14 protein-coding genes and 4 tRNA genes are annotated in these 24,674 nt (G+C 39.8%); 9 read left to right on the plus strand and 9 right to left on the minus strand.

Features of this window, described 5'->3' with window-relative positions:
• The first annotated feature begins 295 nt into the window (after positions 1-295).
• Positions 296-2,017 carry an arginine--tRNA ligase gene (gene argS / locus GYX91_RS06225; protein WP_174830238.1) on the plus strand — a complete coding sequence of 574 codons (1,722 nt, stop codon included), beginning with the start codon at positions 296-298 and terminating at the stop codon, positions 2,015-2,017.
• A 386-nt stretch (positions 2,018-2,403) separates the two neighbouring features.
• On the opposite strand, the gene GYX91_RS06230 is transcribed toward argS, so the two are convergent.
• From GYX91_RS06230 to GYX91_RS06245, 4 genes are all read right to left on the minus strand, one after another.
• A tRNA-Leu gene (locus GYX91_RS06230) sits at positions 2,404-2,488 on the minus strand.
• A gap of 291 nt (positions 2,489-2,779) precedes the next feature.
• Positions 2,780-2,855 (minus strand) — tRNA-Val (locus GYX91_RS06235).
• 28 nt (positions 2,856-2,883) lie between these two features.
• A tRNA-Asp gene (locus tag GYX91_RS06240) sits at positions 2,884-2,960 on the minus strand.
• A gap of 32 nt (positions 2,961-2,992) precedes the next feature.
• Positions 2,993-3,068: transfer RNA gene (locus GYX91_RS06245), tRNA-Val, on the minus strand.
• Between the two features lie 879 nt (positions 3,069-3,947).
• Between GYX91_RS06245 and GYX91_RS06250 the strand changes: the two genes are divergently transcribed.
• Positions 3,948-7,307 carry a PilC/PilY family type IV pilus protein gene (locus tag GYX91_RS06250; protein WP_174830240.1) on the plus strand — a complete coding sequence of 1,120 codons (3,360 nt, stop codon included), beginning with the start codon at positions 3,948-3,950 and terminating at the stop codon, positions 7,305-7,307.
• 403 nt (positions 7,308-7,710) lie between these two features.
• Positions 7,711-11,190, plus strand: a complete 3,480-nt coding sequence (locus GYX91_RS06255; RefSeq protein ID WP_174830242.1) for a PilC/PilY family type IV pilus protein — start codon at positions 7,711-7,713, stop codon at positions 11,188-11,190.
• Between the two features lie 377 nt (positions 11,191-11,567).
• On the opposite strand, the gene ribA is transcribed toward GYX91_RS06255, so the two are convergent.
• Entirely contained in the window at positions 11,568-12,191 is a 624-nt protein-coding gene (gene ribA, locus GYX91_RS06260; protein ID WP_174830244.1) for a GTP cyclohydrolase II, read from the minus strand.
• Between the two features lie 5 nt (positions 12,192-12,196).
• Positions 12,197-12,901 carry a hypothetical protein gene (locus tag GYX91_RS06265; RefSeq protein WP_174830246.1) on the minus strand — a complete coding sequence of 235 codons (705 nt, stop codon included), beginning with the start codon at positions 12,899-12,901 and terminating at the stop codon, positions 12,197-12,199.
• Between the two features lie 307 nt (positions 12,902-13,208).
• Here GYX91_RS06265 and GYX91_RS06270 point away from each other — a divergent pair, with 307 nt between their 5' ends.
• From GYX91_RS06270 to GYX91_RS06295, 6 genes are all read left to right on the plus strand, one after another.
• Positions 13,209-13,391, plus strand: a complete 183-nt coding sequence (locus GYX91_RS06270) for a hypothetical protein (RefSeq protein ID WP_078475752.1) — start codon at positions 13,209-13,211, stop codon at positions 13,389-13,391.
• 782 nt (positions 13,392-14,173) lie between these two features.
• Positions 14,174-15,502: an SLC13 family permease gene (locus tag GYX91_RS06275; protein WP_174830248.1), complete on the plus strand. Its 1,329-nt coding sequence runs from the start codon at positions 14,174-14,176 to the stop codon at positions 15,500-15,502.
• A 340-nt stretch (positions 15,503-15,842) separates the two neighbouring features.
• Positions 15,843-17,156, plus strand: a complete 1,314-nt coding sequence (locus tag GYX91_RS06280) for an SLC13 family permease (RefSeq protein ID WP_174830251.1) — start codon at positions 15,843-15,845, stop codon at positions 17,154-17,156.
• A gap of 252 nt (positions 17,157-17,408) precedes the next feature.
• Positions 17,409-18,647 carry a multifunctional CCA addition/repair protein gene (locus GYX91_RS06285; RefSeq protein ID WP_084562578.1) on the plus strand — a complete coding sequence of 413 codons (1,239 nt, stop codon included), beginning with the start codon at positions 17,409-17,411 and terminating at the stop codon, positions 18,645-18,647.
• A gap of 2 nt (positions 18,648-18,649) precedes the next feature.
• Positions 18,650-21,214, plus strand: a complete 2,565-nt coding sequence (gene glnD, locus GYX91_RS06290; RefSeq protein ID WP_174830253.1) for a [protein-PII] uridylyltransferase — start codon at positions 18,650-18,652, stop codon at positions 21,212-21,214.
• 23 nt (positions 21,215-21,237) lie between these two features.
• Positions 21,238-22,122, plus strand: coding sequence for an NAD(P)H-hydrate dehydratase (locus tag GYX91_RS06295; RefSeq protein ID WP_174830255.1), 885 nt, complete (start codon positions 21,238-21,240; stop codon positions 22,120-22,122).
• Between the two features lie 70 nt (positions 22,123-22,192).
• On the opposite strand, the gene GYX91_RS06300 is transcribed toward GYX91_RS06295, so the two are convergent.
• From GYX91_RS06300 to GYX91_RS06310, 3 genes are read right to left on the minus strand one after another with little or no spacing between them, the layout of a single operon-like run.
• The gene (locus GYX91_RS06300) at positions 22,193-22,891 is read right to left on the minus strand and encodes an aspartate/glutamate racemase family protein (protein ID WP_174830257.1); all 699 of its coding nucleotides are present in this window, start codon (positions 22,889-22,891) and stop codon (positions 22,193-22,195) included.
• A 25-nt stretch (positions 22,892-22,916) separates the two neighbouring features.
• Positions 22,917-23,570, minus strand: a complete 654-nt coding sequence (locus GYX91_RS06305) for an HAD family hydrolase (protein ID WP_174830260.1) — start codon at positions 23,568-23,570, stop codon at positions 22,917-22,919.
• Between the two features lie 44 nt (positions 23,571-23,614).
• Entirely contained in the window at positions 23,615-24,622 is a 1,008-nt protein-coding gene (locus tag GYX91_RS06310; RefSeq protein ID WP_174830261.1) for a cation diffusion facilitator family transporter, read from the minus strand.
• Between the last annotated feature and the right edge of the window lie 52 nt (positions 24,623-24,674).

Consider the following 24,674-nt stretch of genomic DNA (forward strand, 5'->3'; position numbering starts at 1 on the left):
TTATGATTTATTTAATTTTTCAATTTGGAGTTATCGATAATTCAGTTATGTATCAAGAGTTCGATAATTCAACTATATATACTTATATAAATATTTGATTTTATTTAATTTATTTATTATAAATAACAATCCTAACCCCCTATATAACTATTTTATAACCGCTATAACCACAGAAAATTTTTCTTAACTAATTTAGGCATTATTCCCGTCAAGTCTGTTTATTCATTGTGCTGCGCTAATGCGATTTACGCTTATTTATGCGAAAATTAGCCATTTTCCTATTTATCAGACCAACATGAAATTACATCAACTAGTTGCAGCTGAAGTTGAACAAGCATTTAGCGCAAACGGGCTCACAGGCCAGCCAATTATTCTGCAACCAGCCAAAAATCGAGACTTTGGCGATTATCAGATTAACGGCGTCATGGGTGCCGCTAAAAAAACCAAACAAAACCCTCGCGAACTGGCACAAAGAGTTGCCGATGCATTACAGCAGAACCCACTGATTGCCACAGCAGGAGTTGCCGGCCCTGGTTTTATTAACTTAAAACTTCGCCCTGAAAAACTGGCACAATATATTAAGACCTCATTGCAGGATGAGCATCTGGGCATTGCCAGAAACAGCAAGCCACAAACAATAGTTATAGATTACTCATCACCCAATCTGGCTAAAGAAATGCACGTAGGTCATTTACGCTCCAGCATCATAGGAGACAGCCTTAACCGGGTACTTACTTTTCTCGGACATAAAGTTATTGCCCAAAATCATGTAGGTGACTGGGGCACACAATTTGGTATGCTGGTCGCCTACCTGATAGAACAACAGCAAAACGGGCGTGCAGATCTCGAACTGGCGGATTTAGAACAATTCTATCGTAATGCCAAAGTACGCTTTGATGAAGATAAAAACTTTGCCGACACAGCACGTGATTACGTAGTTAAACTTCAAAGCGGAGATGCCAGCGTACTGGCATTGTGGCAACAGTTTGTACAGACCTCTTTGCAACATGCTCAGGCGGTCTATAAAAAACTTGGCCTAAAACTTTTACCAGCCGATGTAACCGGCGAATCATTTTATAATGATCAGTTACAATCAACTGTAAATGAACTTCTTGCCAAAGGTATTGCCGTTGACAGTGACGGTACTAAAGTTGTTTTTCTGGATGAGTTTAAAAATCAGGATAATGAACCGGCAGCATTTATTATTCAGAAAAAAGATGGCGGATTCCTGTATGCCAGTACCGATTTAGCCTGCCTGCGTTACCGCATTAATACCTTGCACGGCAACAGATTGTTATATGTTGTGGATGCGCGCCAAAGCCTGCACTTTGATGAATTATTTACAGTTGCCCGTAAAGCCGGCTGGCTGCCTGATACCGTGCATGCGGAACATGTACCTTTCGGTACCATGATGGGTAAAGACGGCAAACCGTTTAAAACCCGTAGCGGTGACACTGTAAAATTAATGGATTTACTAAACGAAGCTGTAACACGTGCATCTGCTCTGGTTGCCAGCAAAAATCCTGAACTGAGTACCAATGAAATCGCGCATATAGGTGAAGTCGTAGGCATAGGTGCGGTTAAATATGCAGATTTAAGCAAAAACCGTACCAGTGATTACATATTCGACTGGGACAGCATGCTCTCTTTCGAAGGCAATACTGCTCCTTACTTACAATATGCCTATACCCGCGTACAAAGTGTTTTTCGCAAAGCAGGTACCTGGGATAACAATGCCGCGATTACCCTGAACGAAGCCATGGAACAGCAACTGGCTGTAGAATTACTTAAATTTGAAGATGTTCTGGATAGTGTTGCCAATACCTCTTATCCACACTATCTTGCCGCTTATCTGTATCAGATTGCCACCCTGTTCAGCCGCTTTTATGAAGCCTGCCCGATACTGAAAGCAGACGAAGCCACTCGCAATAGCCGATTGCAGCTCACCAGCCTTACCGGCAAAACCTTGCAACAGGGTCTGGCATTATTAGGTATAGATACTCTTGAAACCATGTAACTAATACAAACATATCAGCAAAAAATGCACCATTTAAATTTATATAATGGTGCATTTTTTATTTCAACTGGCAAATAAGCTCAAAATCAGTCAGATAACCTGTTTTTTACCTATTGATAAATATCATTTATCCGTAAATCATACCTTACGCATAAACTATATATCTGCATAAATACCTGTCAATAAAAGCTTACAACAGAATATATAGAATTAATTTAACTTCGAATTCAGGTAAATTCGAATATCATGCCAATGACAATTATACTTAAAATACAAAATTGAAAGCAGATAAAACAAATTTCTAAATAGTTTTTAGTTAGTGTTCAGACACACTGAGTAGAAATAAAAAAAGATATCTTAGCTTACAAGATATCTTTAAAATTCGATGGTGCGGATAAAGAGACTCGAACTCTTACGCCTTTCAGCGCCAGAACCTAAATCTGGTGCGTCTACCAATTTCGCCATATCCGCAATCAATCAGTAAAAGATTGAGCGATGAATTATAGGTTAGTTTGCAAATTGTGCCAAGTGAAATATCTTAAGCATATACAGACAGATGCAAATGAGCTGTGAATAAGCATAAATACCGTGGAGTTTCTTATTGCCCAATACCAAGTAATAATAGTCTGAATATCACAAACTGATGATCGGCTATGAATGCCACCAGCACAGATAGTTTGATTGCATACAAAAAAACAGCAAACAAATAGTCCACTAACAACCAAGAGTTTAATTAAATCAGAAATCAGGAGAAAAATAGATTGGTGGGTGATGACGGAGTCGAACCGCCGACATTCTGCTTGTAAGGCAGACGCTCTACCAACTGAGCTAATCACCCCTAAGAGAGAAAACAGCAAATATGAAATTGGCGCGGCGGACGGGGCTCGAACCCGCGACCCCCGGCGTGACAGGCCGGTACTCTAACCAACTGAGCTACCACCGCGCAAGTTTTATGCAACGCATAAAACAGAAAACTGGTGGGTGATGACGGAGTCGAACCGCCGACATTCTGCTTGTAAGGCAGACGCTCTACCAACTGAGCTAATCACCCTGTGCTGTCGAGGCGCGTATTTAATCACAGAGTAAGAAACACAGCAAGCCCTTTTTATCGCAATATTGCACATTTTTTTTAGTTTACTGTTTTTTAAATTTAAATTTTAGGGTACTTGAAACTTGTTATTGATTAACCAATAGCAGGGGTTGGATACTCAGTTTAATTCAGACATTCAATATATAAAATTCTGCTCCTTTCCCTATTATCTCTATATTGAAAGTGGAAAATAATGTTTTTTATGCCAGCAAAACAAATTCAGGCATATAGAACTTTTGTTATATTAAACAATATTCCCATACTCACTTAAAATTAAAAAAATATCTAAAACCAAATACAATATTTACAGCAATAAACACTTATTATCATCTTCCAAGCAATAAAATTGCTAAAAATCTATAAAATTAATTTTAAAATAAATTATTCACATTGAAATAATGATTTTAAATATTTATTAAATAAAAATAAAAAATTATTTATAAAAAATTAAATAGCAATTTATAATAATAAAAATAGATAAAGAGCAATAATTAAGAATTTTACGCTAACTTATCAGCATAAACTAATCAAAGTTAATCAATCTTCTTCTAAAATAAACTACAGATTTTAATTTTTCAGATTTAAACCTTAATAGCATAAAATTGCTAAATAAGTTATTTAGCATATTAATGCCGTCGGTATTGAATCAGAAACATGACAGAGATTTTTCCTGAGTAACTATCACCGGAAAGTTAAATATAACCCTCTATTTGAATCTTTATATTTTATCTGACAATCAGCTGCACATTCATATTTTATTTTCTGTCTGTCACATAAAAAGCTTAATTGCCTAAGAATTTACTAAAAGTAAGCAACAGAAGCTACTGAACAAGGAATTCCATGAAAAAACAAAAAGATAAATTCCAAATTACCGGAACAAAACACATCACATCCGGTCGAACTTTGTGCCGCACAGTCCTGGGCCTTTTTAATCTTTTTGCTATTCCGTCAGCTTTGGCTGCGGCAAATATCTTTGCTGATATTCCGCTGCATCTGCAAAGTAAATCCATTACTACTTCGTCATATAGCGTTAAACCCAATGTTACCTTTTACATTGATGATTCAGGCAGTATGTCTATGAACATCGTACCGATTACCTATAAATGTCGGGTGAGTAAATGGATTCCCAATCCGGATGGTAAAGGGGGCAAATGGCCGCCATTTGGTAGTTATGAATACGGATTTACAAAAAAACCCAAAAATACCTCAGAAGTCAGATATAGCTGTGATACCTACCGGCGTATTGATTCCGTTAAAGAAGTACTGACAGATATCATCAAAAAATATCATGAAGATATGTACTTTGCATTTCGCCCGATGTGCGGCACCGGTGACCAGAAAAAATTCAATAAATTTTATGACACTTCTGATCCGGCCAATTATGAAAGCATGCTAAATAACATCAAAAAACTGGAAACACCATGCGACACCCCCACTACACGCCAGTTTCCTGTTATTGCGCGCAATCTGGTAATAAACAAACTGAAATATCGCTGCCAAAAATCTTATATTATTTTGCTAAGTGATGGTGAAGCTGATAATACATATTCTATTTCAGATAAAAATTTCACCAAAAATACAGATTCACGCTACGATAGCTACTTTGATCGGGATTTTGAAACTAATAACGATCGCTTAAATTTTCTTGCCCGCAATCACAATACCAATAAACCACTGCGTCTGAAATACTATACAGACAGGCTCAATAACTATAACTTTGGTGACTACATCTACACCAGTGATTACTATAGCTCAACCGGTAAATCCATTAATGCCTCACCAGTGCGAAAAAAAACTGATGATGCGGGTCAGCCATGGAATGAAGTTGATCCAAAAACAAAAAAACGTTTTCGCCAGACTGCACAAACATTCACCATCGGAGTAGGACTCGGGCAGCGCAATACAAACGAAGCCAAAATCGCCATTCCTTATCTGGAAAATGCCGCAACGCCAAGTGGCGAATACAATGAGACAACCAATCCTAACGGACGTTTCTTTAACGCAAATTCCCGTGATGAAATTATCAGCACTTTTGAAAAAATATTTAAAACCATCAAAGGAGAAATGACCGCATCAACCATTCAGACTACTACAACAGCTCCGACTGTAGCCATTTCCAATACCAACCTGGGTAATCTGTCGATTACCGCCAAGGTTGAAACCGGTTCATGGAGCAGCAGGATTTGTATTTACGATATCAATACCAAAAATAACAGCAGCTCATGCCCGATGCGGCCTACATACAGCAACCGGCAATTATTGCTTAATGATGGTAAATATACACATCTCTTTAACGAAAGCCTTAACAGCTTTAATAACAGCACATTTAAAATCAGCAACAATAATAAAAATCGTAATGAATGGCACGATGGCTTACTAGCATGGCTAAACCGTTCACTTACTGCTGATACTCAGAAAAAAAATGAATTTGTATTGGATTATCGTACCCGTCGCTCGCTGCCAGACTTCGGGAATACGCGGGATTTAGGAGATATTATAGATAATCCGATTCTTACAGCCGGCAATATAGAAAATAACCGCCAGCGGTATCTGATTACATCAGCTAATGACGGAATGGTCTATGTTTTCCGCTCGAGTAATAATTCCAAATTTCCTTATGATTTAAAATTTAATTACATGCCAATGGGGATTGAAAGGCAGAGTAATGACGGTTCTGATCTGGTTGCTCACTATTACAAGGATTTAACCAGCAAAAAATATGGCGTTAATGATAATTTTCCTCATCGTTTCCTGCTTAACGGAGGCATGGCGGTACAGCAAACAGATGGCAGCAACGGGCGACCACAGCAGATATTTATGGTTTCAACCCTCGGGCAAGCGGGACGAGGCGCATTTGCCATCAATATCGGCGGAAACGACATTATTACCGGCAGACCATTAGCCGGAGACAACATGCAGTCATCTCGCTGGTATGAAGATGTTTTCCTGTTCCAAACACCTAAAGGAAAAGACAATCAGTTTGGTTACACTGTCGGTTCACCTGCCATTGCAAGAGTGCGGGTCAATTCAAATATTAATGCCTCAGATTCATCTATTACAGACCATATACGTCAGGCTGCATTTATCAGCAATGGCTATAACTACTCCCCCTCTCTGGCTCTGGATATCGCTACCAAACCCTCACCTGAATCAGCTTTATATATTTACGACATACTGGGAATAGATGTAGGCACCCAGGCCTATATTCATACCGGCAGCAAAAAAGGAGATTTAATCGCCAAACTGGTTGCTCCTAATGGCAGCGGCGGCCTTTCCAGCCCGACAGTTATCGATATAGACGGAGACGGCGTAGCTGATATTGTCTATGCGGGTGATTATCAGGGTAATTTGTATCGGTTTGACTTACGTGCTCCTAATCCGTCAAATTGGAAAGTGTATAAAATCTTTACTGCTGATGGTCCCATCACTTCAGCACCCGGGGTATTTCTTCTTAAAGCAAAAGGAGCACAGCATACAAATAGCGAAATACCAACAGCAATTGTTACTTTTGGCACAGGCAGCGATATTTATCAGTCAGACCTGACAAATAAAGATCAGCAAAGTGTATATGGCATTTATGACGATCTGAGCCAGCAAGAAGTGCACGAAATCAGCAAAAGCAGTCTGGTAAAACAAGAATTTATCCAAGCCGGCAATTACCGTTTACTGAGTAATTATCCGCTAAACCCGGCAGTTCATCGAGGCTGGTATTTTAATCTCAAAGAAAACACCGGTGAGCGCATTGTATCCAAACCGGTAATTGTTTCTTATGCTGGCGCAGTCCTATCGCGCACTTATAATGTAGAAAAAGAAAATAAACTGCCTGATCCGTGCAAAATTACTTCTATCGTCCAGCGCAACTCCGTTACCACCGGTAAAATTCAGTTTAATGTAAAAACCGGGGGCGCATTACAAAGCACAGATCCGAATTTTGTATTTGATGAAGCAGCGCCAGCAGGCAGTAGCGTGAGTACGGAAGGACCTTTTGGTTTTACCGTTTCAGGCAATAATAATATTGATATAGGCGGCTCATATACCCAAAAACCATTAACTGAAAAATCTCCTCCGGTAGAAAACTGCTCGCGTGCCGCCGTGATAGCAGCGACAACAGACGGAAATAAATTAACTATTAATGTCCCGCGTTGTCCGATCATAATTCACCGGATTTCATGGCGTGAAATAAAAGAAGGTTATCTTTAACAAAACTTACTATTAATTACAATTTTTAATTAATTTTAATTTATTTTGCTGGTTAAACTATATAGTTTAACCGGCATTTTTATGACAAATATACATAAATACCAATAAATTCGGTTTAAACAGAAAAATTCCCTTTTATGAAGCCAAATAAATTTATATTTTTTATATAAATTTTACTTTTTAATATATAAATAATTATATAAAACCAGTTAAGAAAAACATTATACATATAAACCACAGATTTCATTACACAATGAAATACATTTAAATTTTATTGACTTAAAGGTTATTTTTACTTATATTATCAAACAATTTAACATTAAAATTTGTACGCTGATTTCAGCGAAATTTAATTTTCGCCAGAATCTATCCAAAATCTATTTTCAGCTTAGCAAGGTAAAGCATGAATACTGCGATTAAAAATAACAGGAAAACCAGATTTCCTAAAGGTAAAAAAGTTTTAGTTTCAGCTGTTACTGGAGCCTTAGGTATTCTTATGGCACCATATACTTATGCTACAGCAAATTCTTTCGCGGATACACCTTTACGACTTCAGGAAAAATCTATTACTCAGGAAGCTTACAGCGTAAAGCCTAATGTTCTATTATTTATAGATGATTCCGGCAGTATGCATTACAGACTAAGAAATTCTGATCCATCTAAAACAAAGTATTTATATAAATGTCTCTATAAATTAGGCCCAAGAGAAGCATTTACAGATACTTGGGAAGCTCAAAAAGGGAAGGATGGAAAAGGCTGGACATCTGATTTAACCTATGAAGAATATCGAGAAAAAGCTAAACAAGGATATTTGTGTAATAAATACAGACGGATTGATCCTGCTAAAGAAATTTTATATGACATAGTTACCGATTATCACAATGACATGTATTTTGCAATACACCGCTTAAACAACTTTTCTACATCACCCAAAGATTGGGAAAATTATTTTCATGATACAGAAAATCCAAAAGAATATGCGGATATGCTTAAATATATAGCAAAATTACCGACAGGGGGTGGCACACCAAGTACAAGACAATTTCCTGTAATCGCCAGAAATCTGGTAATGAATCAATTGAAATACCGTTGCCAAAAATCTTATATCGTTTTTTTAAGCGATGGTTTAACTAATGACAAATACTCCATATCAGATAAAAGTTTTGATGAACCTAATAAAGACCTGGATGAATTTTTTGATAAATCATTTTCTACACAAGATGATAGAAAGGCATTTTTTGAACACTCAGATCATTTAACCGAACGATTAGGATTTTATTCAAAAACATTGGCAAATCCGGCTACTCATACAGATCCTAAAGATCCTAATACTCCTTTAGGTTTTGGACCATATATATATAGTGAGAATTATTATAATGGAACAGGTAAAGGGGCAAATGGTATAACCAAAAATATCTCAGCTAAATTGCGTACTACAGATGAAGCAGGCAAACCTTGGAATTCTATAGACTCGCTAACAAAGAAACCTTTTTTCCAAACAGCTCAGACATATACGATTGGTTTTGCTTTAGCACAGGAGGGCGATGAGGATGACGGTAAAGATCCAGATGCTAATCCAGATAAAGCTTATCAGTATCTGAGACTTGGTGCAGTTCCACCTGCCCATTATCCGAACGGTAATTTTTTTAATGCAGATTCTCGACAGCAAATCAGGGATGCATTTAAAACTATTTTTGATCAAATTAAAAGTGAAGTAAAAGCTACTGCTGTTAACGTAACTACAAATGCTCCAAGTATCGGTGTTTCGAGCACATCAACAAATGATATAGGAATAACAGCCAGAATTGAAACCGGAAACTGGAGTAGCCAGCTTTGTATACATGATTTAACTAATAAAAATTCAAAAGATAAAGGACAAACAATTGATAAAAATGATTGTAAAGTGCAACCATCTTTTGCTAACAGACAGCTATTAATTAATGATGGCAATACCACTTATTTATATTCAAATCTGACACCAGATCAAGGCCTGGATAATAACTCATTTGAAATTAGCACGAATGCTGATAAAAATAAAAGAGAATGGCTTGATGGTCTGCTCACCTGGTTGAGCCGTGCCAAAGAAGATAAAGACATTTATCAGGATGGCTTCACTTTAAATTATCGTCAGCGACCGGCTAATGCCCGTAATATGGGTGATATTATTGATAATACTATTGTAACAGCAGGCGGAACTGAGTTTAATAAACAGAAATATCTCGTCACTTCGGCTAATGATGGAATGGTATACGTTTTCCGTGCAGCAGATGACCCGGATCATCCGTATGATCTTAAATTTAATTATATGCCAATGTCTATTGAACGGGACAGTTATGATGGCAGTGATATAGTTGGTCACTATTACAAAGATTTACTAAATAACGATTATGGTAAAAACTCTCTGCATCCTCACAGATATTTATTAAATGGGGGAATTGTAGTCAGAGAAACTGCTGACAGAGATGACGTAAAAGCCGGAAATCAGATATTTATGGTATCTACAATGGGACAGGCAGGGCGTGGAGCGTTTGCCATTAACATTGGCGGACAAGATATCGTTAGTGGTAACAACATTGCTGCAGAAAATATTGGCAGTGGAAGTTGGTATAAAGGTGTATCACTGTTTCAGACACCAAGCGGTGAAGATAATCTGTTCGGCTATACAATTGGTACACCGGCAATAGCCAGAATCCGGGTTAACAGAGATACGAATGCATCAGATACAACATATACAGACCATATTCGTGAAACCGCTTTAATCAGTAATGGTTATAACTATTCCGGCACAGCTACATCATCAGAAGGTTCGGATGATGAATCTGCATTGTATATCTATGATGCATTAGGTGTTGATGTAGGCACAAAGAGTTTTCAAAAAACAGGTGATCCAAAAGGTACATTAATAAGAAAACTGGTTGCTGCAAAAGAAGGTGAAAGTGACGGTGGCGGTGGTTTATCCAGCCCTACAGGTGTGGATATCAATAATGACGGAGTTACCGATCTTGCATATGCTGCTGATTACAAAGGAAATGTTTATAGATTTGATTTCAGAAGTCCGGATCCGGCAAAATGGACTGTAAATAAGATTTTCTCAGCTAATGCACCTATAACAAGTGCTCCGGCTGTTTTCCTAGCTCCGGAAAATAAACAGGATCCCTTAGCAAAAAATAAAGTGGTTGTTGTATTCGGAACGGGAAGTGATATTTATCAATCGGATCGTGATAGTTTAGAGCAACAAACCATATATGGAATATACGATAATTATAACGAACATACAGCTACGTTAATTAATAAAAATTCGTTATTGCAACAGGTTATGACATATGCTGATACTTATAGTTATTTGACCAACAAACCCTTTTCATCGGCAAGGTATAAAGGCTGGTATTTTAACCTGAATACTGATGGAGAACGCGTAACAGAATCAATACAAAAATTAGTGACAACAGGCACGGTTATGACAAGAACATATTCAGTTAACAAAGATGATAAAATAGATGATCCTTGTGAAGCCACGTCACGGACAGAAAAAACAAAACTTGTTTCCCACTTTACTCAGTTTAATGCACTTACAGGTGGAGCATTAACGGAAAATGATGCACACGTTATGATAGATGCAGACAATCCACTTGCAAATAGTATTAGAATGGATGATGCGGTAGGGTTACTTATTACTAATCCTAATGGATACGATAATTTAAATTCAGGAGCTTCGGGTAAAGAAAAGAAACTTGGTGAAACCCCTGTAAAAAGTTGTTTACGAAAAGCACCTAAAGGCATAGGTGATGATGGTAAAGTATATGAGATTAAGGGAGTTGTTATGTGTCCTGTCAGCATCAATCGTTTATCATGGAGAGAAGTTAAGACTGGTTATTTAAGCTAGGAATATTCATAAACTTCATCTGAGCATAAACATTACACTCATCCCCTGAAAATTTATCTGTATAAAATTTCAGGGGATAATTTTTTATTTATGGGTAATGATACTGATGAGTTGATTGTATTTGGTGATATCACCAGATGTGAATCAAAGAGTATTAACAGAATGATATGCTACATTCAAAAATAATTCAGATTGTGATTCATGTAATATTTAAAGCTGTTGAAACCGTTCAGCTGCAATTTTTGGCTTTATTTCATTTTCCGGCATACAATTGCAGTTTTCACAGTAACTGTTTTCTAAGATTTTAAATTTAATCCATAATACTTAACTAATTGCAAAAATATTATGGAGAACATCCTCGATGTCATTTAATCAGATTAATCCGCAAAATGTCCGAGTTTTTCCATTTTGGTATGCAGATAATGCCGGTTTTCAGGATTTTGTCCGACATGTAAGGGAACACGATTAGTTACATGAATACCCAGTGCTTTTAGTGTATCGACTTTCTGCGGATTATTGGTCATTAACTGTACAGACTGTATGCCAAGATGATCAAGAATGTGTTTGGCCAAAGAAAAATCACGGGCATCGATGGGTAAATTTAAAGCAAGATTTGCTTCTACGGTATCCAGCCCTTCATCCTGAAGTTTGTAAGCCCGGATTTTATTCAGTAAGCCTATACCCCGGCCTTCCTGACGTAAATAAATAATGACACCTTTTCCTACCTCCTGTACTGCTTTCATCGCAGCTTCAAGCTGGGGGCCGCAATCACAGCGTTTGGAAAATAAAGCATCACCGGTAAGACATTCAGAATGAATTCGTCCGAGTATATCTTCTCCTGTAGAAATATCACCTACAGTAAGAGCAATGTGTTCCTGCCTGTTGCGTACATCTTCAAATCCGTGCATGGTAAATTCACCCCATTGCGTTGGTAAACGGCAGGAAGCAATAAAACGTACAGGACTATTATCTTGTATTTGGTTTTGATATATTTTTGACATAATATTTATCCCTTGGTATGTGTTGTGGCAGCGTTATGCAAATTATGCATCAGTGGTGTAATTACCATTGCCAGGGCAATCCAGTCGATAAGTTCCGTATCGGAAATGGCATCTTGCTGCTGATGAGCGGCAAACAATACACCCAGTACTTGCCCTTCTTCACCGGTAACAGGAACAGCCAGCTGTGAAGCCCCGCTTTGTTCTCCTGTCAGACTGCTGTCATTAATCCACATTTGTACATTATTTATCTGGTTCAGCCAGCCAGTAGAAGCTGTACGTGCAAACAAATACTGATTTACCTGCTGCTGATCGCAGTTTATTACAGCGGGAAAATGATACCCGCGTGCCAGTAGCCGGCATAACTCCCCTATTTCATTATTTCCTTCATATAAATATAAAGCAAATACATCATTATGATGCCGGCTTGCTATTGAATCGAAAGCCAGATATAGCTGGCGCAAGGTATATGCACTGTTCTCATTGGCTGTAAATAAGTCTGCCGGATAAATCTGGTATAGTGAATCTGGACTTAAATTGAATTTACGAGCCAGACTAAATCCGTTTTCTTCATACCATAGCACAGACATGTCGATTTCTGCCTGAGCAAGCTCCAGTACAGATTGCGCAACCAGCATTGCCATCCGGACTTCCTGCTCTGGTAATTTCAATTCTTGCGTTTGCAGGTAATCACGCACCTGAGCGCATGTCATACACTTCCTTACTTTTTTCTTTGCAAACAGGTATTGTAACCGAAAACGATGCAGATACCGGATAGCAAAAGCTCAGGCATTTTAAAGCAATTTATATTTTTTATTCATTTTATCCGGTATAAGCAGAACCGACATTATTATGGCAGTATTGGCACTAAGCAATTTACTTTTCATTACCTTAATGGAATTTACTGTGTTAATTTAATTCTGGCTAATTAAATTATAGTTAAGTACTTGTATTATTTAAAATTTAAAAGAATAATAAAGCTACCGTAGATTCACGGTAATTATTGAAAAGGAGTTGTATATGAGCAATCTGAAACCCGGCGATAACTCTGGAACCAATGGCGGGATTTATCAGGAAGTTGATCAGCATGGTCATGAGCTGGATAATTTTGCCACGATTAAAGACCATGAAAAAGTACCTCCAACCCAGCATCCGGGTAATACCTGGAAATTAAAAAACAGGACTCCTGACGGTAAACATTAAATATTTTCTGCTATTAAGCTGTCTGATTACATATATGTATTTTTTCGGATAAACTATATTTACAGCTTGTATCAATGTAATCAGGCAGCTTTCTTTTATTTAATCCTGATCATGTTACTTGATTAGAAAAATCAGCCTTATATCAATTGATATTATTTGCCGCTCTTTTCAGAAAAAAATCTTACAATAGTACGAATTGATGGAATACTTTGATATTAATCTGTTTATTTTGTTTTATCAAAGTTCCATCTGAATCATCAAATCTTCTTTGAATATCAAGCTATTTTTATTCTCTGATTCAATATTTCCGCTTAAAACAGACAAACTAAACTGGTTTTGCTCTGAATCCGGATAAACGTTCTGCATAAATATGCAACACCGAAACTGATGTACTTTATTTTATTTTTATGCTTAGTTTATGTTTTTTATTAATAAATATTAATATCCGGTTTCAAATACTATCTGAATCAAAATTTAATTTTTAAGTTTGTCTGATAAATTACTTTATTTTACGGCTGTGCAAATATTTAATACCTATATTAACTATAAGCATCAATATTGTTTTTATCATTATTATTTTGGCTGGATAAAGCTAATTAATAGAGAACAATATTTGTTATGGATAATAGTTATAAAGTTAAAGAAAAAATAATATATTGTTCACATACATCGAAGGTATTAATCCATGAAGAAACACAGTACATGATTAATCTGATCCATTAAAATTTAAACATTTTAAATATTTAATTTATTAAATAAAATTATAAGTTACGGATTTCTTTATGACTTTTCCACAAATACTATCTTTGGTATTGCTGGTACTGATATTGGTATTATCAATCTGGCGGCATGTAAATATTGGCTTACTGGTTTTTTGTGCAGCCGCAGTAATGGTTACAGCAACACAGTTCTACACGGTAACTGGTTCAGCGACAGCACCAGACCCGGCACTGCTACTGACTTCTAAATCAGTATTCGGGCATTTTCCGGGGTCAATTGTTACTTTACTCATTGGTGTATCGCTGCTTTTTGGTCATTTTGAACGCAGCGGAAGTCTGAGCTGGCTAACGGATAAAGTATATAAGGCAATTGGTGAACACACTTTACTGATTCCGTGGGTTGGCTACATGATTAGTTTGTTTATTTCTACTGCCGGCGCTTTTTCTACTGCAACAATTACATTACTGGTACCGGTTATTGCGGCTTTAGGCAGACGTATGCCAAAAATATTCTTCATCAGTGAAGTCGCTGCAATTGTGGGCGCCAATACTGGTGCTTTATCTCCGATTAATCCGGTAGGTACGGTTATTCGTGACTCTGCAAATCATGCCCAGGTCAGTTTTAACGGATGGCTGTTATGGTTACTGGGCACAATAGTTAGTGTCAGTACTGTATTGGTATTGCAAATAATTTTTAGTCCTAGTCGCATGCAGGACAGTGCGAATGGAAAAAAACCGGCTCGTGGTCTGGCTTTACTGAAACCGGTTGCTATTGATAATAATGATAAAGGACAAATGAATCCTGCCTATGCAATCTGCTCAACATTATCTGTATTGCTGTTTATCACTCTGGTGGTATTTGCAGGTACTGACGTGGGATTAACAGCAATTTCTCTGGCTGTATTATTGCTGTTACTGTTTCCGGAATATAGTAAAAATTTAGCCAGAAATATCCCCTGGAATGCTGTGGTAGTAATCAGTGGTTTACTGGTGTTTATTGGTACGATGATGTCGGTACATACCATGGGTGCATTAGAAAACCGTTTACTCGGTATGACTACTAATCAGATAATTTTATTATTCATTATTACGTATTTAACTACCAGTCTGAGTAATGTTGAATCTTCTACTATTGGTGTGATCAGTCTGATGACACCTATGATTTTTACGATATTCAGCGGTTCAGCGCATATGTCGCTGATTCTGGCTGCCTGTGTAGCACCGGCTTTACTCAGTGTGATTAATCCGATTCATATTGCCGGTACGCTGGTGGTAAGTTATACCGATGAAAAGCAGCAGGATGCAATGTTCAGGCGCCTGCTAACCATTGCTTTTTTCATTGTTCCGATTATTCCGGGATTAACAATGATTTTGCCGGCAGTGATGCTTTAGCTTTAAGTTAAATGCTGCCGTTTGGCTCCTGTTAAGGCCGGTTACAGGATTCTCATGGCAGTACTGTATATATAGATATCTGAATTCAGACTAACAGATTTATTCTTCTTTATTTAACATTAAAAAAGATATCTTATACTTTACTTTACATAAAAAGTGATTTTTTATATTATTTTATAAAGAATATATATTTTTTAAATCTAATTATATGACAATTTAATGATATCCGTATATTAGCTGCAGGCTGAAGAGTTCTCTGAATCCGGAATAAATACAAATGTTATTTATTGTGCGATTTTCAGCATATTCATTCTGAAACAATAACCATTCAGGACACTTTATGAACTTACCACAAATTTTATCGCTTATATTACTGGTTGTGATTTTGGTTCTGGCAGTCTGGCGACATGTCAATATTGGTCTTTTAGGTTTTAGTGCTGCGGCGATAATGGTTATGGCGACAACTGCAATTGCTGATGGTTCTGATACAAATACAGTCTTGAGCAGCAAAGATGTACTCAGCCATTTTCCCGGAGCCATTGTAACGCTGTTAATCGGTGTGTCTTTACTTTTTGCTCATCTGGAAAAAAGCGGTGGCTTAAGCTGGTTTACAGATCAGATTTACGCAAAAATGGGACATCGTACTAATATTGTTCCTTGGATTGGCTATTTTATCGGATTTGCGATTTCGACAGCCGGTGCCTTTTCTACGGCATCGATAACGTTGCTGGTTCCGGTTATTGCTGCTTTAGGCAGAAAGCATCCCAGATTATTTTTCATCTGTGAAATGGCAGCAATTATTGGTGCCAATACCGGTGCACTTTCACCTATTAATCCTACTGGTCAGGTGATTCTGGATGCAGCAAAAAAAGCACATGTTGAGTATAGTCCGTGGCTGGTCTGGTTTCTGGGAATGTTAATCAGTTTTGTGCTGGTTATTGCCCTGCAAATTGTATTTCAGGATAAAAGAGTAGTCGAAACAATTGATTCTAAAGCGCCTGAAAAAGGCTTTGTACTGCTAAAACCAATTAAACAGGAAAATGGTGATAACCATCAGTTACAACCATTTTATGCAATCTGTTCTACTATTGCGGTATTGATTTTTCTGATATTAGTGATATTTGCTAAAGCCAATGTCGGTCTGACTGCTCTGACGCTGGCAGTAATTATGATGCTGTTTTTTACGCAGCAAAGTAAAGATTTTGTGAAAAAAATCCCTTGGAATGCTGTAGTGGTTATTAGTGGTCTGCTGGTTTTCATCGGCACCATGATGCAGGTAGATACAATGAAAGCGGTAGAGCAAGGTCTGCTCAGTATGACCAGCAGTAAAATTGCTTTATTGTTTATGCTCGCTTACCTGACTACGTTCCTGAGTAATGTGGAGTCCTCCACTTTAGGTGTTATCAGTTTGATGATTCCGATGGTATTTACGATTTTTGGCGATTCTCCGCAAATTTCTTTGATTCTGACTGCCTGTGCGGCACCAGCTATGCTCAGTGTCGTTAATCCGATTCATATTGCCGGTACTCTGGTGGTAAGTGTAACCGAAGAAAAACAGCAGGAAATGATGTTTAAACGTTTACTGATTATTGCCTTTGCAACTGTACCGTTTTTTCCCGGGCTGGCTATGATTGTTCCGGCTCTGATGATGTAATATCAATATTATTTAAAAACGCTCTGTTTTAAAGCAGAGCGTTTTATATTTCTGCACAGCAGATATTTATCTGCCTGTTAAATATTCTTTAAGATGATTTGGATTCAGCCTGCTCTTTTCCAAAGGCTGTTTGCTTATTAATGCTGGCTGACGGAACTGCCAGCTGCATGTTTGCAAAAAACCAGTTAACAAGCTGATTGGACTGCGGCACAATAATCATCTGTTTTCTGTTAATACTTTTTTATATTTTATATGCAAATTTATTTGGTTGGTGGTGCAGTAAGAGATAAGTATCTGCAGCGGCCGGTGGTCGACCGCGACTGGGTAGTGGTTGGCGCAGATGCAAAAAAAATGCTGGAAGCCGGGTATCAGCCTGTAGGCAAGGATTTTCCGGTATTTCTGCATCCGCAAACTCATGAAGAATATGCGCTCGCACGTACCGAACGTAAAGTATCTGCCGGTTACAATGGCTTTACTTTTCATGCAGCGGCAGATGTGACGCTGGAGCAGGATCTACAACGACGCGATTTAACCATTAATGCTATGGCCGAAGATGCATCGGGTAATCTGATTGATCCGTATAACGGGCTGGCTGATTTACGCTGCGGTATATTACGACATGTCAGCCCCGCTTTTGCAGAAGACCCGGTACGTATCTTGCGCATTGCCCGTTTTGCAGCGCGTTATGGATTTAAAGTAGCCGATGAAACTATGGCACTGATGTGCCGGATGGTAAATAATGGTGAAGTAAATGCTTTGGTTGCTGAACGGGTATGGCAGGAACTGGCTAAAGGGCTGATGGAAAAGAATCCGCGGCTGATGATAGACGTTTTACGTGCCTGCGGTGCACTGAAAGTAATTTTACCAGAGGTTGATGCGTTATTCGGCGTACCGCAACGCGCTGATTTCCACCCTGAAATAGATACCGGTGAGCATACTTTACTGTGTTTGCAGTATGCTGCTGAAAATGATTATTCACTGGAAGAACGTTATGCTGCTCTCACTCATGATCTGGGCAAAGCGCTGACTCCGGCAGATAAATTACCACGCCACCCCGGACATGATTATGCCGGAATAAAACCCGTAGAAGCGGTAAACCGGCGCTGGCAGGTACCCAAAGCCTGTGCGCAACTGGCATTACTGGTATGTGAATATCATATCAGGTTACATAGTGTCAGCCAGCTTAAACCCAAAACAACATTGGATATTCTGAAAAAAACCGATGCATTGCGCCGTCCGGATCGATTCAGGCAGATTTTGCGTGTATGCCTCGCTGATATACGCGGACGCCTCAGATTTGAACATCAGCCATATCCTCAGCAACAGCACTGGCTAAATTTACAGTCTGCGGCAATGGCAATTGATGCAGCATCAATTGCCCGGACAGTGGCTGAACCGCAGCAGATAGCTCAGGCAATCGATCAGGCAAGGCTGAATCAGATTCGCCCGATACAGAACGCATATCGTCAATCTCAATCACACGGCTATTAATTATGTCATCTTCAGCACTTATTACTCAGTTGTCGGACAAGCTGCACAAGCACAAACAACAAGCGGCAGAAATATACCGGCAGCGCAGGCATCCGTTTGTCTATTTTCGCCAGCATACCGGAGTAATTGCTGATGTGCTGTCCACACTGTGGCAGGAGTTGTTTGCCGGAGAAGAAATGTGTCTGCTGGCAATAGGTGGATTCGGACGCGGCGAAATGTATCCGTATTCGGATATGGATATTGCTATTGTCAGTAGAAATCCGATTGATGACGATATTCAGCAGAAAATTGGTGCTTTTGTTCAAATATTATGGGATATCCATTTACAGCCCGCCCCTAAGGTGGGAACAATTAATGAGTTATGTGAAAGTGCCCGGGTTGATTTAACGGGTGATTCAGCCTTACTGGAAAGCCGGTATTTATGCGGCCGGCAGGATCTGGCTGCTGAATTGATTCATCAGCTTGATTTACAGCGGGATGTGGCTGCTTTTATCGAAGGTAAAATACTGGAACAACGGCAACGATATACCAAAGCGGCCGGTGAAGCCAGTCTGCTGGAAGCCAATGTAAAAACCACTCAGGGTGGTTTACGCGATATTCATACTTTATTGTGGCTGGCAAAAGTTCAGGGATTACCTCCTCAGATTCATCAGCTGATGAAAAATACTATTCTGAACCGAACTGAAGCCAGGCTGTTACTGAGCTGCCAGAAACAGCTGGCCAGAATCCGTATTGAGCTGCATCTGACTGCCAGACGGGCTGAAGACAGATTAATTTTTGATTTACAAACTCAGGTAGCACAGAATCTTGGCTATCGCGATGATGCAAATTCCCGTGCCAGTGAAAAACTAATGCATGATTTTTATCGTGCACTAAAAGGCGTGAAACAACTCAGTGGTATTCTGGTACCTATGCTGCGCGACCGTGTCTACGCTTCTCTGCCGCGTGTAGTGGTTAATCTGGATCAGCATTATTATCAGGTAGGTAATATGCTGGCGGTGCATAATCTTGAACTTTTCTCGCAACAGCCTGAGCATATATTTACCATTTTACGTGTTGCTCAGGAACACAATGACATAATTGGTCTGGCACCAAAAACTCTGCGTGTATGGTGGGCGGCTGCACATCAGCTGGTGAATGAAGAGTTTTATCAGAATCCGGCAAATCGCGAATGCTTTGCCGGATTCTTCAAACACGGAGAGGGTCTGACTCATTTATTGCGCTTTATTAATCTGTATGGTGTGCTCGGCCGGTATTTGCCGGCATGGGGAAAAATAGTCGGTCTGCTGCAACATGATTTATTTCATATTTATCCGGTAGATGACCATATTTTAATGGTGGTACGCAATATGCGGCGTCTGGCCATGGAACAGCACAGCCATGAACTGCCTTTTGCCGCAACATTAATGCATACTTTTGCACGCAAACATATTTTGTATATGGCTGCACTGTTTCATGATATTGCCAAAGGCCGTGGTGGTGACCATGCACAAAAAGGCGTAGCCGATGCCCGCTCCTTTGCCGAAGATCATTTTCTGGATAGTGAAGAAAGCGATTTACTGGCGTGGCTGGTAGAACAGCATCTGCTGATGTCTATGACAGCGCAGAAAGAAGATATTCAAGACCCTGAAGTGATTACCCGATTCAGCAAACAGGTTAAAACTGTTGAACGGCTCACTGCTTTATATCTGCTGACCGTAGCAGATATCCGGGGCACCAATCCGAAAATCTGGAATTCATGGAAAGCCAGTTTGCTGGAAAATTTATATAAAGCCACGCTGCATCAGCTCAATGGTAAACAAAGCAACCGGCACACGACTATTCTTGACCGCCGGCAACAGGCAATGCATGAGTTAAATCAATATCACATCAGCGAATCACAGCAGCGCCAATTGTGGCATATTCTCGGTCAGGCTTATTTTGCCCGCCATGAGTGGCAGGATATTTTATGGCATTTATCAAAAATTATTAATTACGAACAGCAGGCTCAGGCGCACAGCCAGATGCTACCAGATAATGATACCCTGAAGGTGATGGTTTATATGCCTAACCGCCCGAAACTCTTCACTGAGCTGGCTTCGGTTTTCAGTGAAGCAGGGATGAACATTCTGACAGCCCGCGCCTATATCACTGAACACAACTTTATTCTGGATACTTTTATTCTGCAATTTCCGTCGAATCTCAACCCGAATGATTATCTGACCATTCAGAATAAAACCGAGCTGGCGCTTAATCAGTTTGTAAATGGTAAATTGCCGATGTCTGCGAGCAATCCGGCCAGTCTGAGCCGGCGCAGCCGTCATATTCCGATTGCACCGCGAATCAGTATTGATGAAGAAGATAATCCCGGCTGGTACAGCCTGCACATTATTACAGCAAACCGGCGTTTTTTACTTGCCAACATTGCTGCTGTTTTATCCGATTTAAATATTAGTATTCGCTTTGCCAAAATCACTACTCTGGATGAACGGGTAGAAGACAGTTTTCTGGTATATGCGCCTCAACTGGCCGATACTCAACAGCAATTGCAGCTTAAAAATGCCCTTCTGGATCAATTACTGCGCTAAGCAGTGATAACGGGAAACAGATAATGAACAGTTTTCAGATTGATAAAAATATTCTTAGCCAGTGGCAACGGCAGGCAAACAGACAGTTTCCTGCATTGTGTCAGCAGCGTCCGTCTCAGAGCCATAAGGGTACGTTTGGCACGCTGGGTATTCTGGGCGGTTCTGAAGGCATGGCCGGTTCGATTATTCTGGCCGGAATAGCTGCACTTCATTGTGGCTGCGGTAAAGTATGGCTTGGTTTTCAGCAATCGGCATTACCAATGCCAATACTAAGCCAGCAGCCAGAAATTATGTTAAATACCGCTGGGCGGCTTTTACACCGTTCCGATATTACCGCATGGGTGATTGGCTGTGGTCTGAGTACTTCAACTACAGCACTGACAACACTGACTGAATGTCTGCAACAGAAGCATATGATGGTAGTCGATGCCGATGCACTGAATTTACTTGCTCAGCAACCTAATTTGCTGACTGGCAGGCAAAAGAATCAAAATGTTGTTTTAACGCCGCATCCGGGAGAAGCTGCACGCTTACTGCAATGCAGTATTAGTGAAATTCAGAATAACCGTTATCAGGCCGCAAGCCAGCTGGCGCAAAAATATTCAGCATGGATAGTTTTAAAAGGTCATCAGAGTCTGATTATTTCACCTCATGGCCAGATACAGCAAAATGAAACCGGCAATCCGGGACTGGCAACAGCAGGTAGCGGTGATGTCTTAGCCGGTATAATCGGCAGTTTGCTGGCTCAACAAATCCCACCGGAGCAGGCAGTATCAGCCGGAGTATGGTTACATGGTGCTGCGGCAGATATTCTTGCTGCCAATGATACCGGTCCTATAGGTTTATGTGCCGGTGAAATAGCTACAGCTGCACGCTGGCTGCGCAACCGTTTAACTGAATCTGTGTGAAAAACAAAACAGATGGTTAGATAGCCATCTGTTTTATCAGTTTATCCGCTTTTATATTTCGGAAACTGCATTATTTATCTGTTAAAGCCCAGTCTACTGCTGCAGTAGCATGAATTGCCGTAGTATCAAATACCGGTACCGGACTGTCATCCTGCGAAACCAGTAACATAATTTCGGTACAGCCAAGAATGATGGCTTGAGCGCCCTTATCAACCAGACGCCGGATAATCTGCCGGTACTGCTGGCGTGATTCTTCACGTATGATACCTGATACCAGCTCTTCATAAATAATTTTATGTACTGTCTGACAATCTTTATCGTCAGGAATCAATACCTCTAAACCGAATTTTTCTGTAAGCCGGCCTTTATAAAAATCCTGCTTCATAGTGAATTCGGTACCAAGTAAGCCAACTTTTTGCAGTTTCTGGCTACAAATTTGCTTAGCCGTTGCATCAGCGATATGCAGCAAAGGTATTGTTATACTATTTTGTACCTGTTCAGCCATACGATGCATGGTATTGGTACAAATTACAATACACTGTGCTCCGCCCTGCTCCAGCTGACATGCTGCTGTACACATATTTTCAGCCAGTTCATCCCATCGTCCCTGATGCTGCAAAGCTTCGATTTCGGCAAAATCTACAGATAACATGATGCTGCGGGCTGAATGCGTACCGCCAAGACGCTCACGTACTTGTTCATTAATCATGCGGTAATATTCAGCAGAACTTTCCCAGCTCATGCCACCGAGCAACCCAATGGTTTTCATGTTTTCCCCTTGTTCGTTTAAAAAATTATTTACTTAATAGCTGAAGAATTTCTTTTGGCTGCTCAACAATATAATCGGCTGGCCATTGCGATATGTTATCTTCTGCACCGATATATCCCCAGTTCGCCAGCACTGTAATCATGCCGGCATTACGTCCTGCCTGCATATCACGCTCTGCATCACCGATATACAGGCAGTTTTCGGGAGCTACGCCAATGTGACGGCAGGCATAGAACATGGGTTCGGTACTGGGTTTCGGCGCACTGGTGGTATCTCCGCTTACGATTACAGCCGGTTCAATACTGCATCCGAGTTTTGGTACCAGACGGTCAGTAAAAACATGTGGCTTATTGGTAATAATCCCCCAGGCTATGTTCTGTTCGGCCAGTTTTTCTAATAACTCATTGATGCCGCCAAATAAAACTGTCTGATCAGTAAAATGCAGTTCATACTCAGCCATAAAATCCTGCCTCAAAGCTGCAAACGCAGGATTATCAGGCTGCATACCTGTACCGAGTTTAATCAGTCCTGCTGCACCATGGCTGGCAACCGGACGAATCTCTGCCATAGTTTTAGGCGGTAAATTCTGCTTTTTCAGCACATTATTAAGGGCTATCCCTAAGTCTGGCGCCGTATCGGCCAGGGTACCGTCCAGATCAAATAACACAGCTTTAATCATGATTTTCTACCTGAAATATGGTCTGATAATCTGATTATATTGTATTAATGAACATGCTGACCGGCAACAGAAGGAATACAGCATAAAAGATTATTGCTGTGTTTATGTGCTGCGCTTTCTGTCTGCACTGTAACATGATGTATATCATGTTTGAGCAATACTTCTGCAAGCTCATTAACCAGTTTCTCTGCTTCCGTTATCGTTAATGTACCATCAACAACAATATGGCAGGATAAAGCATTCATATTGCTGGTAATGGTCCATGCATGTAAATCATGTACTGCTTTAATTCCCGGCATATCCTGAATCACTCTGCCCAGCTGCTCCAGCTCAATTGTATCCGGTGTGCCTTCCATCAGAATACGCAAAGTGGTTTTCAGGATTCCGATTCCACTGTAAGCAATCAGGCAGGCTACCACTATACTTGCTACCGGGTCAGCCCAGCGCCAGCCAAACAGCATCATCAGTACAGCCGCGGCAATAGCACCCACCGAACCGAGTAAATCACCCAGTACGTGTAAAAACGCCCCACGCATGTTTACATTATGTTCTGTTTCACTACTGCTGTGCATATACCAGGCAATAATAATATTTACCAGTAAACCAATCGTACTGATAACCAGCATGCCCCGGGTAGCAATATCCGGCGGATTAACAAAACGACCTATGGCTTCATAAACAATCATGACTGCAATTACCATTAGCGCCAGACCATTTACTGCCGCCGCAATAATTTCAAAGCGTTTATAACCAAAGGTCTGCCGACCGTTTACCGGTCGCTCACTCAGGTGAAATGCGATTAACGACAGTGCCAGTGCCAGTGCATCCGAAAACATATGACCAGCATCCGACAGCAGTGCCAGACTATTGGTTAACCAGCCGCCAATAATCTCTACCACCATATATGCACCGATAATCAGCAGTGAAATACTTAAAACTTTTTTATCTGCACTATGTGCACCAAGGTGATGATGGTGATGATGAGTTTCATCATGTTTATGCTCATGTGTATGGTTATGGTCGTGGTCGTGGTCGTGGTCGTGGTCGTGCATAGTATTCCTTTAAATATTGTCTGCTACCATTTAATACGTTAAACCCTGACAT

It is taken from the genome of Snodgrassella sp. ESL0304, assembly GCF_013344995.1.
Taxonomy (GTDB): domain Bacteria; phylum Pseudomonadota; class Gammaproteobacteria; order Burkholderiales; family Neisseriaceae; genus Snodgrassella; species Snodgrassella alvi.

Bases quoted from the DNA above. Each gene is read 5' to 3' on its own strand.
- GYX91_RS06310 (WP_174830261.1), bottom strand. From the start codon at position 24,622: ATGCACGACCACGACCACGACCACGACCACGACCATAACCATACACAT.
- GYX91_RS06255 (WP_174830242.1), top strand. From the start codon at position 7,711: ATGAATACTGCGATTAAAAATAACAGGAAAACCAGATTTCCTAAAGGT.
- GYX91_RS06275 (WP_174830248.1), top strand. From the start codon at position 14,174: ATGACTTTTCCACAAATACTATCTTTGGTATTGCTGGTACTGATATTG.
- GYX91_RS06270 (WP_078475752.1), top strand. From the start codon at position 13,209: ATGAGCAATCTGAAACCCGGCGATAACTCTGGAACCAATGGCGGGATT.
- ribA (WP_174830244.1), bottom strand. From the start codon at position 12,191: ATGTCAAAAATATATCAAAACCAAATACAAGATAATAGTCCTGTACGT.
- GYX91_RS06280 (WP_174830251.1), top strand. From the start codon at position 15,843: ATGAACTTACCACAAATTTTATCGCTTATATTACTGGTTGTGATTTTG.
- argS (WP_174830238.1), top strand. From the start codon at position 296: ATGAAATTACATCAACTAGTTGCAGCTGAAGTTGAACAAGCATTTAGC.
- GYX91_RS06285 (WP_084562578.1), top strand. From the start codon at position 17,409: ATGCAAATTTATTTGGTTGGTGGTGCAGTAAGAGATAAGTATCTGCAG.
- glnD (WP_174830253.1), top strand. From the start codon at position 18,650: ATGTCATCTTCAGCACTTATTACTCAGTTGTCGGACAAGCTGCACAAG.
- GYX91_RS06305 (WP_174830260.1), bottom strand. From the start codon at position 23,570: ATGATTAAAGCTGTGTTATTTGATCTGGACGGTACCCTGGCCGATACG.
- GYX91_RS06295 (WP_174830255.1), top strand. From the start codon at position 21,238: ATGAACAGTTTTCAGATTGATAAAAATATTCTTAGCCAGTGGCAACGG.
- GYX91_RS06265 (WP_174830246.1), bottom strand. From the start codon at position 12,901: ATGACATGCGCTCAGGTGCGTGATTACCTGCAAACGCAAGAATTGAAA.
- GYX91_RS06300 (WP_174830257.1), bottom strand. From the start codon at position 22,891: ATGAAAACCATTGGGTTGCTCGGTGGCATGAGCTGGGAAAGTTCTGCT.
- GYX91_RS06250 (WP_174830240.1), top strand. From the start codon at position 3,948: ATGAAAAAACAAAAAGATAAATTCCAAATTACCGGAACAAAACACATC.